This window comes from Mesorhizobium sp. IMUNJ 23232 (genome assembly GCF_044326205.1).
Taxonomy (GTDB): Bacteria; Pseudomonadota; Alphaproteobacteria; order Rhizobiales; family Rhizobiaceae; genus Kumtagia.
The window spans coordinates 1-16,133 of sequence record NZ_JBIRCY010000015.1; the positions used below are offsets into that span (position 1 = coordinate 1).

The following is a 16,133-nucleotide window of genomic DNA, read 5'->3' on the forward strand; positions in this document are numbered from 1 at the left end:
CACGGCAAAGCCGCTGCCTAAAAAGCCGATGGTTTCCGTCCAGAAGTCCACGATATCTCTCCTGACAAAAGCGGCCGCGACATAGCGGGCGCCGGCATTTCAACGGGATCTTCGCCGCCTGCCTGCTACGCCGTGGCCAAGCGTGACCGGGTTTTCGGGCAAACCTCCGGCACCGCCTCCGCGGAGGATGGAGCCGCGGGCACGCCTTGCTGACGGTGGTTTGGATCGGCGCCGGAGGGGCGCTTACCCGGTCGACGATTTCAAGAACTGCGTTTGCTCTTGTCTCTCTGTGTTCCTAGCTTCGATCGGCCCAGACCATGGCAACGCCAGGCCGGGCTGCGTAAAACACCCGCCAGTAGTTCCCTTCAGCCACGGCTTCTACCTCTGATGGCGTCCCTGCATTAGCCGGCATAAACTGGATTCACCGTGCAGAATTTTGCATAATGCCCTATGCGCATCGATGAGATCACCGTATTCGTCCGCGTTCTGGAGGCCGGCAGCTTCGCTGCGGCTGCCCGTTCGCTCGGCATGCCGACGACCACCGTCAGCGCCAAGGTGGCTGCGCTCGAGGCGCGTCTGGGCACGACGCTTATCCAGCGCACGACACGGCAATTGCGGGCGACGCCAGCCGGAGAGCTTTATCTCGACCGCTGCCGCACCGCGCTGCAGGAGATCGAGACCGCCGAAGCGGAACTCGCCTCCGACAATGACGAGCCGACGGGCACGCTGCGGATCACCGGCCCGACCGCTCTGGGCCGTACTCTCCTGCCCGAACTCATCGCCGGCTACCGGCAGGAATTCCCCGCCGTCAAGGTCGAGGTGCTGGTGATGGACCGGATCGCCGACCTGGTCGCCGAGAGCATCGACCTTGCCATCCGTGTCGGCCCGCTGAAGGATTCCAGTCTGATCGTGCGGAAACTCCTGGACGGTGACGGCGGCTTCTACGCCAGCCAGGCCTATCTCGATCGGCACGGCACGCCGCAGACGCTTGACGATCTCGCCAATCATCAGATCGTCGGCTTCGCCCGCGGCGGCAAGATGCTCTATCGCGGCGAGATTGTCGAAGTGACGCTCGACGCGCCGATCACGACCAACGACTTCCATGTCAGCCGCGCCTTCATGGACCTGGACCTTGGCATCGGCTATCTGCCGTCGCCGTTGGAAAAGGCCTGGCGCGGCCAGCAGGCGCTGGTGCGCGTCCTTCCGGAATACTCGACCCCGCCGAGGTCGTTGTATTTCGTCTATCCGCGCCAGCGCTTCGTGCCGGCGCGGGTGCGGAGCTTCATTACGTTCGCAACGGCGAGGGCCGAACTGCTGATCTCGTCGCGTTGACATGACTCTGCTCCAATAGTGCGTGGCATAACCGCCGTCTCGTTCCGCGCCGTCCTGGTCAGCCGCGCGCCAGCGCGGCGGCCTGCTCCAGGCTGATCTTGTTGACGAGCGGGTCGGCGTGCCGATGCGCCAGTTGCCATACCTGCCCATTGCGGCGGTAAACCTGGGTGACGCGCAGCGACCATTCCTGATCGGGCAGTCCGCCGACCTCGCCATGCTGCCGCTCGATCATCACCAGGACGATCATGTCATCGGAAACATATGACTTCTCCACCTCCAGCGTGCCGCCACCGTTGCGGAAATAGGCGGCAAGTTCGGCGAGATGCTCCGGGCTGTCGTCGAAGCCATGGCTGGCGGGGCCGCCGAACGGCTGCATCAAGGTGAAGTCGTCGGCGAGGCGTATGAGGCCCATCCATCTCTTCATGTCTCCCGACATGAAGGCGTCGGCCTGTTCCTTGGTCCGCTGGATGATATCCGCAAGGGCTGCGTCTCCATCTGCCTCTGACGAAGCCTGAGCGGAATGAACGGACAGTGGCGCGGCCAGCGCCAATGTCATGGCCGTGCGTCGCGAAATCGTTTTCGACCGGCGCCGCTTCGTTTTGGTATCGAGTGTCGGAGCGTCCGCGACAGTGAACATGGGAAATCCTCTTTGCGTATAGATCGTGCGGGCCAGTTGCCCGATGGCCGTCATTCCCATTTCCCATTCACTGAATCCAGTGATATGATTTCAGCAATATGCTGCATGAAATCGATCTATCCAGGATTGACCTCAATCTGCTGGTGCTCTTCGAAATTGTCATCGAGGAGCGGCATGTCGGACGGTCGGCGCAACGTCTCAACCTTTCGCCCTCGGCTGTAAGCCACGGGCTCGGTCGCTTGCGCTCACTCTTGGGTGATCCGTTGTTCTTGAGGACGCCCAAAGGCGTCGTTCCTACCGAACGTGCGGAAGGACTGGTCGAACCCATCGCCGATATCCTGTCGCAGGTGCGCAGCGTGGTTGCCACTGCCGGGCCGTTCGATCCCGCGACATCGACACGCCGTTACACGATCGGATCGCCCGACGGCGTGTCGTCCGTGTTTCTGCCGCCGCTCCTTGAAAAACTGGCCCATGCGGCGCCTGGCATTGCCGTCAGCATCCGGCAACTGCTGCCGCGCCAGGGGGAGCCGACACCCGGTCTCGCCTGGCAGGATGCTGTCGCCGATCTGGAAGCGCGCGTGATGGACGTAGCCATCATCCCTCACGACGACTTTCCGGTCCGTTTCTTACGCCACCCATTTTATGACGAGGATTTCGTCATCGCCGCGCGCGCCGGACACAAATTCGCCGACGAACCCAGCCTTTCGAATTACTGCGGCCTGCAGCACCTCGTGGTTTCGCAGGCGGGCGACCCGTATGGGTTTGTCGACAATGTTCTGGCCGAGCGGAGCCTATCGAGGCGTGTGGCCCTGACAGTGCCGAATTTCATGTTTGCGCTTGCGGTGCTGTCCGCAAGCGACTTCGTTTCCGCATTGCCGCGCCGCTTTGTCGAGTTGCACGCGGCTCGCTTCGGCGTCGTTGGCGTCGAGGCGCCGATTCCGCTGGGCTGCTTCAGCCTGAATGTTGTCACGCCGCAAGTTGCAATGCGGGACGCCGGTATCGCCTGGCTTGTCTCCCTGCTCGAGGAAGTCGGCTCCGCTCCATGAAATCGCGGCGTTGAACTTGCTTGGTGCAGGTGGCCGGCGCTGATGTCGAGCAACTGGCCACCACTTGCGGTCAAGGCTGCCGACCGGTCGAACCCATCGGCAACACTTATCGGACCAGACGGGGGAGTGTCACCGCGCCATACCGGATCGGCCAGCCGTCGCCGCATGACGCAAACGAAACAGCCCCGGAAAATCCGGTGCAGCTCATGCCGCTCGCCCTGTCGATTGTCAGACTTGACGGCTTGATCGAGGCAATTCAGATCAGTCCCAATTCGACCGGGAACATCACTTCCTGCCGACGGCGGAAAATCCCTCAGATATAGTTCTGCATGAACCGGACGCCGGTTCTGTCCACATATTTGCGCACCAGCGCTGCCGCCTCCTGGATGTCCTGGTTCTGCGACCTTGCCGCGCTTTCGAGCTTGTGGTCGCTGTCGAGGAGCGGATAGCCGAAAAGCGAGTTGGTGTATTGGACCTGCGCCATCAGCCGCCATTCTGTTTCCGGCTCGGCACCCTTGTGCAGCGCCCGCGTGTCGACCAGGAACAGCGTGCCGGCCTTGCCGGTAATCCGCACCTCCTTCTCCAGCAGTCCGTCGCGCGCCACATCCTCGTCCGAGTGGCGTCCATCCTTCCATAGCGCGGCAGGGCGCTCAAGATGCGTGCCGGGGATCAGCGTGTGCGGGCCTGAGCCGGGTCCGACATCGGTCAGGTAGACGAACAGCTTCACGAAGCTCAGCCGGTGCATGTCGTGGTGGTAGAGCTGCGCGGTGTCGGAAAGATCTTTTTCGGTCCTGGCCTTGGCGGCGGAGTTGAGGAAGGAGACCGGCGTGTTGAAGATCGGCGGCACGCCCATGTAACTCTGCATGATCGACAGCAGGACGGGATCGGCGGCAAGCTCGTACATTTCCTCGAACGTCAGCAGCCAGGAGGATTTCGACTTGAACTGGCGTATCGCGCCGGCCGTGCCTTCGATCGATGCCTGCAGCTTGGCGGCGTCCTGCTCGGCCCCGAACTTGCCCATCACCTTGCTTTTCAGGCTTTCGACAAGGCGCTGGGGGGCATCGAACTTCGCTACCCAATAGCCATGGTTCTTGAGGTGATGAAGCGCGGTGCGGCGGATGTTGTCCCAGTATTCGGCGTCCGGCGGCCGCTTGGCTGCGGGGGTCTTGAGGTCGTGGCGCGAAAACATGGTGCTGGAATAGTCATACTTTTCCTTGCGGATGTAGGACGCGATGACGTCGGAAAATACTTTGTGGCTGCGGCCCTCGGTTTCGCTGAACGCGACGCGCAGGTTGTAATAGTCGTCGTTCTCCGTGTTGCCGTTGAGAATATAGCGTTTGTAGCCTTGGACCATCTGGCGGGTCGTCCACGACGGCGGCAGGTAACTGTCGATATTGTATTCGAGGTCGAGTGCGGCCGCCTGTTCGAGGCGCACCGAGTCGATCCTTGCGTCTATCAGCAGTTTGTCCATACGGCGTCCGTCCCCGATGCGAATTGCGGTCCGCCAGCGTTGGCCGGCCCGCGGACTGCTACCGTAATTTCCGTTCCGCCGCAATTTTCGCGCTGGCCGATGCCGACGGCGCACCGCCGGTCGCTATCACAGTGCAGGCATGGCGTACCGGGATAGGCCGGGGTGTTGTCCGCCGACCTCCGATCGGTTGACATTGGGCCGCCTTTTTCTGCTATCAGCGCGAAGCCGGGCTCAAATACGGCTGGGGCAGGACATGACGATCTCTCTCGGACGCTTTTCATGACCAATGTCGCGCTCACCGGGCTAGGTCGCGAGCTTGCGGCGCGCGCCGACGCCGGCAAGCCGGTGCGCATCGGCGTCATCGGCTCCGGCGAGATGGGCACCGACCTCGTCACCCAGGGCATGCTGATGAAGGGCGTCGAGGTCTGCGCGATCTCGACGCGACGGCCGCATACGGCGCGGGAGGCGATCCGCATCGCCTATGGCGACGATGCGATGGCGGCGGAGGCGGATACCCAGTCAAAGGTGACGGCGGCGATCGAGGCTGGGAAAATCGGGATTACCTCCAACGAGATGCTGGTGAAAAACCCGCTGATCGACGTGGTGATCGACGCGACGGGAAAACCCGGCGTCGCCGCCGATTTCGACCTGATGGCGATGGAGCACGGCAAGCACGTCGTGATGATGAATGTCGAGGCCGACGTCACCATCGGCCGCTACCTGAAGAGCGCCGCCGACCGGCTGGGCGTCGTCTATTCCGTCGGCGCCGGCGACGAGCCGTCCTCCTGCATGGAACTGATCGAGTTCGCCAGCGCGCTGGGCTACACGATCGTCTCGGCCGGCAAGGGCAAGAACAACCCGTTGAACCACGACGCGGTGCCCGACGACTATCGCGAGGAAGCCGAGCGCCGCAACATGAACCCGCGCATGCTGGTCGAGTTCGTCGACGGCTCGAAAACCATGGTGGAGATGGCGGCGATCGCCAACGCCACCGGGCTGGTGCCGGATGTGCCGGGCATGCACGGCCCCAATGCCGACCGCGATAACATGGTGAAAGTGCTGATCCCGCGCGAGGATGGCGGCATCCTGTCCAGGAAGGGCGTGGTCGACTACACGATCGGCAAGGGCGTGGCGCCTGGCGTCTTCGTCATCGTCGAGGCGACGCATCCGCGCATCATCGAGCGCATGGACGATCTGCATGTCGGCAAGGGGCCGTATTACAGCTTCTTCCGGCCCTATCATCTCACCTCGCTGGAAGTGCCGCTGACGGCGGCGCGCATCGTGCTGCATGGCAAGCCCGACATGGTGCCGCTGCCCTATCCGGTGGCCGAGGTCTGCGCGGTGGCCAAGCGCGACCTCATGGCTGGCGAGACATTCGATGCGATCGGCGAGACCTGCTACCGCTCCTGGACGATGACGGCGGGCGAGGCGCGGGCGAAGAACGCTGTACCGGTCGGCCTGCTGGAAGGCGGCAAGGTCTTGAAACCGGTCCGCAAGGGCGAACTATTGACCACCGACAATGCCGTGCCGGACAAGACGACACGGCTCTATGCCCTGCGCAAGCTTCAGGATGCGATGCACCCCGCTGGGGCGGCTGGGTAGGGCAAGGGGGGCAGAAATGGCCAGCGCTTTTCCCGAGATTTACCTCGTCCGACACGGTGAGACCGAATGGAGCGCGTCCGGGAAGCATACCGGGCGGAGCGACATTCCATTGACACCAGCCGGCGAGCAGGCCGCCCGGCAACTCGGCGATCGCCTGCAAGGCCCGTCATTCGCAGCCGTCTGGTCGAGCCCGTCTCAACGCGCCTTCAACACCTGCGTGTTGGCCGGCTTTGGCGAAGGCGCCCTCAAAAAGGATGACCTGGCCGAATGGGACTACGGCGCCTACGAGGGACTGACGACCAAGGAGATAATGGCGCAACGTCACGGCTGGCGCCTTTTCCGTGACGGATGCCCGGGCGGTGAGCAGGCGTCCGATGTCGGCACCAGGGCGGACCGGATTGTCAGCCAGCTCCGCGAGGTCGAGGCCAACATGCTTGTGTTTTCGAGTGCCCATTTCCTGCGTGTGCTCGCCGCGCGTTGGCTTGGCCTGCCGCCTGAACAAGGCGCCTGCTTCGTTCTCGACACCGCCAGCATCAGCGTGCTCGGCTATGAGCATGATCTCAGCGAGCCGGTGGTTCGCAGATGGAACCAGCGATAGCTCCTGGTCAGTTGCGGTCACAGTCGTCGGTGGCAAGGACGACGACGTTTCGCGACACGCTCCACTGAGTTGATCGGCGAAAGCCCTACTTCCCCAACTCCACCGACCGTACCCGCGCGGCATCGACAGCCTCGGTGAGCAGCGTTTTCAACCGGTCCTCGCCCATCAGCACAGAGAGAGCTGCAGCCGTTGTACCGTTCGGACTGGTCACCTGCTTGCGCAGCACGGCAGGCTCCTCGCCGCTTTCGGCCGCAAGGCTGGCGGCGCCAAACACCGTCTGCATCGCAAGCAGCTTTGCCGTCTCCGCCGGCAGGCCCGCGCTCTCACCGGCAGCGGTCAGGCATTCGATGAAATGAAAAATGTAGGCAGGGCCGGAGCCGGAAACCGCGGTGACCGCGTCCATCAGGCCCTCGTGGTCGATGGTTGCGACCGCGCCGCTGGTGGCGAGCAGGTCCTTGACAAAGGCAAGGTCGGCCTCGGCCGCGCGCGGATTGGCGAACACCACCATCATGCCCTTGCCGATCGCCGCCGGCGTGTTCGGCATACAGCGCACGAACGGCACGGGGCCGAGGATTTCTTCGAAGGTTTTGACCGGCGTGCCTGCCGCGATGGAAAGGAACACCGTCTTGCCGCCGGCGAAGCGTCGGTAGCCGGCGGTGACGTCCCGGATGACCTGCGGTTTCACCGCGAGGATGACCAGGCGTGGCGCGGCGTCTTCGGGCATGTTTTCCGCGCCGGCGCCGGTCGCGACGCCGAGAGCCGCCGCACGGGCGCGAAGCTCGTCGTTCGGCTCGACCACAAAAACGTCGGCTGCAGCCAGCCGGCCCGATTTCAGCCAGCCGGAGAGCATCGCATAACCCATATTGCCGCAGCCGACGAGCACCGCCTGGATGGTCATGAAGTCGTTCCCCGATTTGCCGGACCGCCGGCCTGGATACGCCGCCATAGCGCGGCGCCGCATCGTCTAGCGGGGATTCCTTGCCGCGCCAAGCGCTTGCGGGCGAGCGACCGGAGGCAGCTTCGCGGCAGCGGCTGTCTCGGGCCGCGATTTTACGGCAGGGAAACGGGCGGCGAGCCTCAGCCCGATGACGGCAAAGACGAAGAACAGCCAGACCGGATCGGCACGACGGAAAAAGAAGCTCTCCAGAAAGGCGTTCAGCGCGGTGAACAGCAGGATCATCATGAACAGGTCGCCGAGCAGCACGTTTTCCCGGTAGCGGGGAATGCGCAGATAGTCGACGACGGGCGTGATCAGGAATGCCCAGACCGCCACGCCGAGCCCCGGCAGGCCCATCTGGAGCGCGATGTCGAGATAGCCATCATGGCCGTGGACGATGGTGCGGATGTCCCAGTCGCGGTCGAAGGGCTGGCTCATCGATTCCAGAAACGGGGTTCCCCAGAAGCTGTCATAGCCGTAGCCGACCCACGGCCTCTTCATGATCATCTCGCCGGCGAAGTCCCAGAGCGTCGTCCGGCCGGTGAAGGTCATTTCGGGAAAATTCCAGGAAACGAACTGTTTCAGCGGATCGATAAAGACAGTGCCGAGCGTGGCGACCGCGGTGCCGGCGATGGCGATCCAGAAAAGGGCGGCGGCGATCGAGCGAACGCCGAAGAGGCCGGGCGCGGCGACCACGATCATCGCCACCGGCACGAGGCCGGCGGTGGTCTTGGAGCCGGTATTGGCCATGAAGATGAAGGCCGAGACGAACAGGATCGCGCCTGACCATTTGCGGCCACGCCGAAAAAGATAGAGCCCACAGAAGGACAGGCAGGCCATGACCGGACCGGCGACGTTCTTGTGCGAGAAGACGCCGCGCCACAGGCCGGCATGCTGGGGCTCCATCGAGGCCGCCGTATGTCTCGCCACGTCCGGTAAAAGCACCAGGCCGATGTAGCAGATGGCGACGACGGTGAGACCGGCGACCGACAGCACCGTCGAGAAGGCGTCGGCGTCGCGCGGGATGGCGAGTACGGCGGCTACGACCAATATGCCGATAAGAGTGAACGAGAATGCCCGCATCGCGGCCGACGGGCTGGTGGCGTCCGCCACCGAAAGCATCGCGAAGCCGATCATCAGCAGGAACGAGAAACTGAACAGCGCCGAGACGACGCGCGGCGTGGCGAGCCAGCCCAGCGAGAAGATCGAGATTGCTCCCAATGTGCCGAAGCCGAGCTGATTGATCATGTTGGCGCCGAGTTCCGGCTCGTTCCCGCTGCCAGAGGGAAATGGCTGGAACGAAATCATCAGCATCGTCAGCAAGCCGGTGGCGATGACCGTCGGCAGATGCGCCGAGGACAGCAGCGAGGAAAAGGCGACCGGGTTAGTTCTTCTCGGGCTGACGGTATTGCTCATTGGCGTATCCGAACTCGGCCATGACGCGTCCGGCAGCAACATACACCGGATAAAGGCCGACCGAAGGCGAACCCGTACGAAGCAGGCGAATTGTGCCGCGCAGTGGCGACGCCGCGAGCAGCGCCAGGCTCTTCAGGAGGACTTTGGTATTGGCAAAGGGAGTCCCGGCGCGCTTCTTCTTCTCGACCAATGTAGAAATGACGCCGTTGCGCAGGCTGCGGGCGCGGATCCAGTCGGCTTCGACGCGCCGCGCAGGCACCGTTTCGCGCACGATCGCTTCCGCGCACCAGGCAAGCTTGAAGCCGCGCTGCGCGGCCCGGCTGAGGAAATCCGAATCGCCGCCCCCCATGAAGTTGAATTTCAGGTCGAGGAAGGGGCGCTCCATCGCGTCTAGCACGCTCCGCGAGACCAGGAGATTGCCGGAGGAAAAAAGCCCCGGCACCCTGCCGCTGACGCGGTAGGGCGGAGCGAACACCGGATGATCCGCCCATTGCTGATGCGACGATTGTGCAAAAACCGGCACTTGCGGCCCACCGACGATATCGGCGCCGAAATTGGCCGCGGCATCGCACAGGCGCTCCAGCCACTCCGGATCGGCGATCTCGTCGTCGTCGATCACCGCGATGGCCTTGAGATTGGGGAAGCGCTCCAGCGCCGTCTGCCAGCCGGCATTGTAGGCACAGCAATTGCCGCGCTCATGCGCGATGATGACCATGCCTTCAAGAGAGCCCGACAGGAACCGTGGCGCGGCGGCATCGACACCCTGCCGGCCTTCAGCGTCGTTTTCGATGACGACGATGGCGAAGCGGCGGCTGGTGCGTTGCGCGGCAATCGATGCGAGCGTATCGAGAATCTGCTGCGGCCGGCGGAACGTCGGCACGGTGACCGCGACCTCGACGGCTTCGCAATCGAGATCGGGCGAGATCGCCTCGATCGTTATAGTGGGGGTGTCAGGCAAAGCCGGTGTTTCCGACGCGGTTTGTGGAGCGGGGTGAGATTGCATCGGCGGTTATAAGGATTCGTTAAACACCTTGGGCGATGTCGGCTACAACCGCTCGCAAGTAACCGATCATATGCGTGTTTTATCAAAATTTCATCGGCATCAGCTAGCGTGTCGATCAGGAAGCGGGAGCATCCGCAGGTCTGGAATGCATCTTTTGTTCGCCAAATCAGCGCAGCACAATATCCCTGCATGAACAAGCGTTTCCCGTCCGCAGACCCTACCACATCGGCGGCTCCGGCCGTCGAGGACCCGTCGAGGGCGGCGATGGTGACGGCGAGCTATGCGCCGGACTTCGAGCGCTGCCGGCTGCTTTGCGAGACCGCTGACAGCCATGTCACTGGAATCGCTCATCATTACATCCTCGTGGAAGGCCGCGACGTCGCCCTGTTCCGCCAGTTGGAGACACCGAAACGCACGGTGGTCGATGAGCGCGATCTGCTGCCTAAGTGGCTGAAATGTTTCGACGATCCACTGAGCGGCTTCAAGCGCCGCATATGGCTCAGTTTTCGCACGCAGCCGCTGCGCGGCTGGCATGTGCAGCAGTTGCGCCGTATCGCGATTGCCGCGCATGTCCCTGAAAACGTTCTGGTTTTCTGCGATTCCGACGTGGCTTTCCTGCGCCCTTTCGATTTCTCCGTCTTCCGGCGGGACGGCAGGACGCGGCTGTTCCGCCGCGACCATGCGTTGCGCGAGGAGGGCCTCGACGGCCACATCCAGCAGCGAATCTGGTCGACCAATGCCGGTAAGGTACTGGGATTGCAGGCGAAAAACGATGTCGGCCACGACTACATCACCACGCTGATCGCCTGGGACCGCGAGACGGTTTTGGCGATGTGCAGGCATATCGAGGCGGTCAATCATCGCCATTGGGTTGCGGCGATCGGGTCGGCGCGCAAATTCTCCGAATGCCTGATCTACGGCCGCTATGTCGACGAAGTGATTGAAGGCAAAGGGCATTTCCACGATTCTCGGGAGTTCTGCAACGTCCTCTGGTACGGCACCGCGCTGTCGGACGACGAGTTCCGCGCCTTCGTGGCGGGCATGTCGCCGGAGCAGGTGGCCATCGGCATGCAATCCTTCATCGGCACGGACGTGTCGCGCATCCGACGCCTTGTTTTGGCTGCATAATTTCCCGAAATCCAATGCGGACCGATCTCGTGTCATGCTTGGAAAATGAAGCGATATCATCGGGTTGCCGAAGAGCGACCGGAGTACGCTGCGTTACGGCATGACATTGACCCCTCGGAAGCATGACAAAACAGCTTTTGAGCCGCGTTTCAGCTGCCTTCGCCTGCCGGAAGGCCTCCTTGGCGCCGATGCGCCGACGTGCCGTGGCCGGTTCCGGGTTGCAAAAAGAATATCGCTCAGATCTTCTTCGCCCGCATGCGCAGTGCCGAATAGGTGAGGGCGGCCGATGTCAGGTACAGGATCGCGAACATAGGGTTCAGCGACCAGATCAGCTCGGCGGCCTCCGTCGTATGTTCAAGCAGGATGACGAGCAGGATGGCCTTGGCGGCTGCCAGCAGGGCAAGGTTGATGGCGCGCACCCCCGTCTGGCCGCGGGCGAAAAGCAGTTCGGCCTGGTATTCGACGAGATTGCGCGCGCCGGGGATCGCCAGCGCCAGGATGACCAGCCCGGCGGCCTGGGCGATGTTGCGGCCGAGCGCGTTGGGGAAGAAATACAGCACCAGCGCCAGCGCGCAGAGCGCCGCGGTCGAGACGGCGAAGACGCCCAGCTCGATGCCGGCGCGCAGTCTCAGGCTGGACAGCATGGCGGGAGAGCGCATCATGCGCTGCACCAGCATCATCGTGAAGGTGCGGATCGGGATGGCGGTCAGGTCGACCAGCCGCATGATGACGGCATAGATGCCGGCGAGATGCGCGCCGCCGATGGCCAGGACGACGAGTTTGTCGAACTCCATCTGCAGGTAGAACAGTATCTCCGCGCCGGCGACGTAGAGCGAATCGGCAAGGCGTCGCCAATAAAGTCTTGGCCGGAATTTGATCCGCTGGCGCGGGTAGAAGATGCCGAACGCGATCAGGAAGACGGCGGCGTTGGCGGCGAGGTAATAAAGCGCCCAGTTGGCCAGCGAGACGTCTGCCTGCAGCATGAAGACGCCAGCTGCGAGCGCGCGCATGGCGGTGCCGAGGATGGTGAGCAGCGAGGCCTTGCCGAACCGGCCGAGGCCGTTGTTGACGATGATTGCCAGTTCGACCGGCCGCCACAGCAGCGCCTCCGCGGCAATCACCATCGCGAACACTTTGAGCGGCAGCAGGCCGTCGAAGAACAGCGCGAAGGTCAGCAACGACGCCAGCGCCAGCACTGGCAGCGACAGCGCCGAAAGCAGGATGAAGCCGCCGGTGAAGGTTCCGATCAGCCGGGGCCGGATGGTGGCGACGCGATAAAGCGCCGAGATGAAGCCGAAGCCGAGGATGCGCGACAACATGACGCCGGCGGCCGAAGCGGTGGCGAACACGCCGAAATCGGCCAGCGACAGCGTGTTGGCGAGGAAGATGAAATAGGCGAGCGAGAAGACCAGCCGCCCGCCGGCGCCGCTGACCGCCGCCATATAGTCGCGCAGCAGGCCGCGACGCTCGGAAAGGAGCGCTACCAGCCGCGAAAGCGGGCGCTTTCGCGAGGTATCGGCAGGGTCGGCCATGATGCCGACACTAATCTGGAATGATTAATTCGCCGTTCCGGGCGGCATCGCAACAGCAATCCAAAGTTGCATAAATTCAACCAGATCGCCATTGACGGTTGTTCGGAATTAACCTTTTGTTTCCCATGTCGGTTTAGGGTGCCTTAACGGATCGATCCTTGCCGGCAGGCCAAGCGGAATAAGCGCGCATTTCATGCTGCAACCCGACGACAATGATGCCTTGGAGCGTGAGCGGTCCCTGCTGTCGCTGGGAGATGCGTTGCGCGATGAACCAGCGCCGGAACCGTCTCGGCTCGCCAGGGCGATCGCCGAAGTGCGTTCGGAGAAGGATGCCGGCATACAGCCATCCAGGGACGCCGCCGCGCGGCATCGCCTTGCGCGGTCGCGCAGGAGCGTCCGCGAGACGCCGCTGCTCAATGCCCTCCGCCATGCGCCGGAAGCGTCGGTAGCCGAGAGCCAGCCCGAGCCGGAACCTGTGCCGCAGCCGGCGAAAGCCAGGGAAAATCTCGTCGCGGCGGCTATGCCCGACATGGTTGACGAACCGGATTTCCCGTCAACCGAAGAGGCCGCCGAGCGTCGCTATGAGGAGCCTGTCCGGTCGCGAGAGACGCGCCGGGAAGAGGCCGCCACATCGATGTGGGAAGAGCCCGCGCCGCAGCGCCGTCCAGCCTATCGCGAACCGCCTGCGCCATCGGTCGAAGAGGTCGCCGAGCGCCGTTATGAAGAGCTTGCCCGGTCGCTGGAGACTCGCCGGGAAGAGGCCGCTGCATCCACGTGGGAAGAGCCTGCGCCGCGGCAACGTCCGGCCTATCGCGAACCGCCCGCCCCATCGGACGAAGAGATCAAGACAGCCGAGCGCCGCGCCGACGGGCCTGAACCACCGCAGCCGCCACGCCAGGAAGAGCCCGTCGGATCGATGTGGGACGAACCCGTGCCGCAGAGCAGCCCTGTCTATCGCGAACCCGCCTACCGTGAACCGGTTGCTCAGGCCGCCGCGCCCGGTGACACTGGCGGGCTGTGGAATCCGCTGATCGATCCCGGCACGGTGGTCGCCGGCATCATCCGCTCGAAATGGATCATCGTGGCGACCACGATCGCCGGCGCTCTGCTCGGTGTCCTCATAGCGTTGAACACGCCGAAGAAATTCGAGGCGTCGACGGAACTGCTGGCCGATCCGCGCGACCTCAATCTCGTCGACCGCGAACTGACGCAATCCGGCATTTCCAACGAGGCGACACTCGCCATCGTCGAGAACCAGGTCCGTATCCTTACCTCCGGCACCGTCATCTCCAAGGTTGTCAATCAGCTCCACCTTGCCGATGATCCGGAATTCAACGGCCAGGGACCGGCTTCCGGCCTCAAGGGCATGCTGTCGCCAATCCTTTCTGTGTTCCGCGCCAAGGATGGCGAAGACGACCCGAACCGCCGCTACGCGCTGGCAGCCATGAATCTCGGGCGGGCGCTGTCGGTCGAGCGCGGCGGCAAGACCTTTGTCATCGTCGTCAGCGCGACGGCGAACAGCGCCGACAAATCGGCGTTGATCGCCAACACCATGGCCGACGTGTTCCTGCAGAGCTACGGCCAGTTGCAGTCGGATACGGCGGGCAGGGCGGCGACCGAGCTGTCCTCGAAACTCGACGAGTTGCGCAAGGGCGTCGAGGCGGCGGAGCGCAAGGTCGAGACCTTCCGGTCCGAGAACGATCTCGTGGACGCCCAGGGGCGGCTGATCTCCGACGACGAAATCCTGAAGCTCAACGAACAGCTCTCCATAGCGCGGGCACGCACGCTGGAACTCAACGCCCGGGCCGCCTCGACGAGAAGTGTCAGCACCGACGCGGTGCTGGCGGGCTCGCTGCCGGAGGAATTGGCGTCGCCGTCCATGCAGGAACTGCGCGCCCAGTATTCGGCGCTGAGGGGCGAGGCGGACCGGCTGGCGGTGCGGCTCGGGCCGAGGCATCCGCAGCGCCTGGCGCTGGAATCGCAGCTCAGCGGCGCGCGCGGGCTGATCGATGCTGAACTGAGGCGGATCGTTTCGTCCATCCAAACCGATCTCAAGCGGGCGGTGCAACTGGAACAGGAATTGTCCTCGCGCCTGGCGCAGCTCAAGGCCAGGCAGGCCAGTCTCAGCGACAAGCTGGTCTCGCTGCGCGAACTGGAGCGCGACGCGACGGCGAAGCGCGCGGTGTATGAAGCCTATCTGCTGCGCGCCCGCGAGACCGGCGAACAGCAGGGCATCAACAGCGCCAACATCAGCGTCATCTCGAAGGCCTATCCGCCGCTCGAATCGGAACCGCCGTCGCGCAGCCAGATAGCACTTGCCGGCATGCTGCTTGGACTGATGGCCGGCATCGGCATTGGCGGCGTGCGTGGCACGATGGACAGCCTGCGCGACAGGGCGGGTGGAAAACCGCCAAAGCTTGCCTGGCGCCTGCGTCGCCGGCCGGTGGCGACCATGTTCGGCCAGGACAACGGCATGGCGGACGCCGATGACGCAATTGCCGAAACCGCTGCCGAAGGCCCGGCGGAAAACCATGCGGAGCAGGGGTCCGAACCCGCGCCGAGCGCATCCCATTCCCAATTCGCCTATTCGTCCGAACCCCCGAAGGACACCTCCATGCAGCATCCGTTCGCCATGCAGCCGCCGCCGTTCGATCCGAACCAGCCGCAGCCTCCTGCCGGCTATACCTATGCCGCGCCCGGCCAGGCGCAGCAGCCGATGCCGCAGGCTGCCTATCCCCAGCAGCCGGCGCAGCCCGCCAGCTATACGCCGCAGCAGCAGCCCAGCTACGCGCCGCCCCAGCCGGTGCAGCCAGCCGCCTATGCCCAGCAGCCTGTACCGCCAGCGGGTTACCCACCGCAGCAACCTTCCAACTACGCGCCGCAGCAGCCGATGCCGCAGGCAGCTTATGCGCAGCCCTATTATCCGCCCTATCCGCAGCAGCAGCCGCAACCGATCCAGCAGACGCAGCCCGGCTATGCGCAGCCTTATGGCTATGCCCAGCCGGCGCCGCCTCAGCAGCATCCCTATGCGCAGCCGGCGCAGGGCTATTGGCAGCCGCAGCCGTTTCCGCCCGCGCCGCAGCCCTATGTGCAGCCAATGCCGGCGTACCCGCAGGGCTACGCCCCCCAGCAGCAGATGCCGCCGCAGCAACCGGTGAATCCTCAGCCACAGCGGCCAATCGCCCAGAGCCTGCAGCCGACCGAGGAAACGCCGATCGAGGAGATCCGCGCCAGCCTGCGCGAGTTCCGCGACGCCATCCGCGATCTGGCAGAGTCCCGTTCGCGCCGCCGCTATTTCTGAGTGTTCGTTCGTACCCTTCGAAACCGAAATCGGCTGCCGTGACGGGTTTGCGGCAGCGTGCGACGCTCTGGCGGGATTGCGCCTCCGAATTTTGATGACTATGCCGACCCGACACGCATGCCGGGGAGCA

12 protein-coding genes are annotated in these 16,133 nt (G+C 63.9%); 6 read left to right on the forward strand and 6 right to left on the reverse strand.

Annotation, left to right across the window (positions count from 1 at the left end; all coding sequences use genetic code 11):
* The first annotated feature begins 450 nt into the window (after positions 1 to 450).
* Positions 451 to 1,332, forward strand: coding sequence for a LysR substrate-binding domain-containing protein (locus ACH196_RS13205; RefSeq protein ID WP_396647364.1), 882 nt, complete (start codon positions 451 to 453; stop codon positions 1,330 to 1,332).
* A 58-nt stretch (positions 1,333 to 1,390) separates the two neighbouring features.
* On the opposite strand, the gene ACH196_RS13210 is transcribed toward ACH196_RS13205, so the two are convergent.
* Positions 1,391 to 2,023, reverse strand: a complete 633-nt coding sequence (locus ACH196_RS13210) for a YybH family protein (protein ID WP_396647365.1) — start codon at positions 2,021 to 2,023, stop codon at positions 1,391 to 1,393.
* 44 nt (positions 2,024 to 2,067) lie between these two features.
* Here ACH196_RS13210 and ACH196_RS13215 point away from each other — a divergent pair, with 44 nt between their 5' ends.
* Positions 2,068 to 3,015 (forward strand): LysR family transcriptional regulator, encoded by a 948-nt coding sequence (locus ACH196_RS13215; protein ID WP_396647366.1) that lies wholly within the window; start codon positions 2,068 to 2,070, stop codon positions 3,013 to 3,015.
* A gap of 313 nt (positions 3,016 to 3,328) precedes the next feature.
* Here ACH196_RS13215 and ACH196_RS13220 read toward each other — a convergent pair whose 3' ends face one another.
* On the reverse strand, positions 3,329 to 4,486 hold the full coding sequence (locus ACH196_RS13220) for a phytanoyl-CoA dioxygenase family protein (protein ID WP_396647367.1): 1,158 nt from the start codon (positions 4,484 to 4,486) through the stop codon (positions 3,329 to 3,331).
* Positions 4,487 to 4,765: 279 nt separating this feature from the next.
* On the opposite strand from ACH196_RS13220, the gene ACH196_RS13225 reads away from it, so the two are divergent.
* Together ACH196_RS13225 and ACH196_RS13230 are read left to right on the forward strand one after the other, a co-directional pair.
* Positions 4,766 to 6,088: an NAD(P)H-dependent oxidoreductase gene (locus tag ACH196_RS13225; RefSeq protein WP_396647368.1), complete on the forward strand. Its 1,323-nt coding sequence runs from the start codon at positions 4,766 to 4,768 to the stop codon at positions 6,086 to 6,088.
* A 16-nt stretch (positions 6,089 to 6,104) separates the two neighbouring features.
* A complete protein-coding gene (locus tag ACH196_RS13230; protein ID WP_396647369.1) occupies positions 6,105 to 6,686 on the forward strand; it encodes a histidine phosphatase family protein in 582 nt (193 codons plus the stop codon).
* Positions 6,687 to 6,771: 85 nt separating this feature from the next.
* Here ACH196_RS13230 and proC read toward each other — a convergent pair whose 3' ends face one another.
* From proC to ACH196_RS13245, 3 genes are all read right to left on the reverse strand, one after another.
* A complete protein-coding gene (gene proC, locus ACH196_RS13235; protein WP_396647370.1) occupies positions 6,772 to 7,584 on the reverse strand; it encodes a pyrroline-5-carboxylate reductase in 813 nt (270 codons plus the stop codon).
* Between the two features lie 66 nt (positions 7,585 to 7,650).
* Positions 7,651 to 9,039, reverse strand: a complete 1,389-nt coding sequence (locus ACH196_RS13240) for an O-antigen ligase family protein (protein ID WP_396647371.1) — start codon at positions 9,037 to 9,039, stop codon at positions 7,651 to 7,653.
* On the reverse strand, positions 9,008 to 10,042 hold the full coding sequence (locus tag ACH196_RS13245; protein ID WP_396647372.1) for a glycosyltransferase family 2 protein: 1,035 nt from the start codon (positions 10,040 to 10,042) through the stop codon (positions 9,008 to 9,010). The genes ACH196_RS13240 and ACH196_RS13245 overlap by 32 nt, the downstream gene beginning before the upstream one ends.
* 264 nt (positions 10,043 to 10,306) lie before the next feature.
* Between ACH196_RS13245 and ACH196_RS13250 the strand changes: the two genes are divergently transcribed.
* Positions 10,307 to 11,170, forward strand: coding sequence for a DUF6492 family protein (locus tag ACH196_RS13250; RefSeq protein WP_396647482.1), 864 nt, complete (start codon positions 10,307 to 10,309; stop codon positions 11,168 to 11,170).
* 236 nt (positions 11,171 to 11,406) lie between these two features.
* Here ACH196_RS13250 and ACH196_RS13255 read toward each other — a convergent pair whose 3' ends face one another.
* Positions 11,407 to 12,702: a lipopolysaccharide biosynthesis protein gene (locus tag ACH196_RS13255; protein ID WP_396647373.1), complete on the reverse strand. Its 1,296-nt coding sequence runs from the start codon at positions 12,700 to 12,702 to the stop codon at positions 11,407 to 11,409.
* A gap of 193 nt (positions 12,703 to 12,895) precedes the next feature.
* Here ACH196_RS13255 and ACH196_RS13260 point away from each other — a divergent pair, with 193 nt between their 5' ends.
* Complete coding sequence (locus tag ACH196_RS13260; protein ID WP_396647374.1) at positions 12,896 to 16,003, forward strand: Wzz/FepE/Etk N-terminal domain-containing protein; 3,108 nt, start codon at positions 12,896 to 12,898, stop codon at positions 16,001 to 16,003.
* Positions 16,004 to 16,133: the final 130 nt, after the last annotated feature.

Excerpts from the sequence above, each read along its gene's own strand:
- proC (WP_396647370.1), bottom strand. The coding sequence starts at position 7,584 with ATGACCATCCAGGCGGTGCTCGTCGGCTGCGGCAATATGGGTTATGCG.
- ACH196_RS13260 (WP_396647374.1), top strand. The coding sequence starts at position 12,896 with ATGCTGCAACCCGACGACAATGATGCCTTGGAGCGTGAGCGGTCCCTG.
- ACH196_RS13240 (WP_396647371.1), bottom strand. The coding sequence starts at position 9,039 with ATGAGCAATACCGTCAGCCCGAGAAGAACTAACCCGGTCGCCTTTTCC.
- ACH196_RS13205 (WP_396647364.1), top strand. The coding sequence starts at position 451 with ATGCGCATCGATGAGATCACCGTATTCGTCCGCGTTCTGGAGGCCGGC.
- ACH196_RS13255 (WP_396647373.1), bottom strand. The coding sequence starts at position 12,702 with ATGGCCGACCCTGCCGATACCTCGCGAAAGCGCCCGCTTTCGCGGCTG.
- ACH196_RS13250 (WP_396647482.1), top strand. The coding sequence starts at position 10,307 with ATGGTGACGGCGAGCTATGCGCCGGACTTCGAGCGCTGCCGGCTGCTT.
- ACH196_RS13230 (WP_396647369.1), top strand. The coding sequence starts at position 6,105 with ATGGCCAGCGCTTTTCCCGAGATTTACCTCGTCCGACACGGTGAGACC.
- ACH196_RS13225 (WP_396647368.1), top strand. The coding sequence starts at position 4,766 with ATGACCAATGTCGCGCTCACCGGGCTAGGTCGCGAGCTTGCGGCGCGC.
- ACH196_RS13245 (WP_396647372.1), bottom strand. The coding sequence starts at position 10,042 with ATGCAATCTCACCCCGCTCCACAAACCGCGTCGGAAACACCGGCTTTG.
- ACH196_RS13215 (WP_396647366.1), top strand. The coding sequence starts at position 2,068 with ATGCTGCATGAAATCGATCTATCCAGGATTGACCTCAATCTGCTGGTG.
- ACH196_RS13210 (WP_396647365.1), bottom strand. The coding sequence starts at position 2,023 with ATGACGGCCATCGGGCAACTGGCCCGCACGATCTATACGCAAAGAGGA.
- ACH196_RS13220 (WP_396647367.1), bottom strand. The coding sequence starts at position 4,486 with ATGGACAAACTGCTGATAGACGCAAGGATCGACTCGGTGCGCCTCGAA.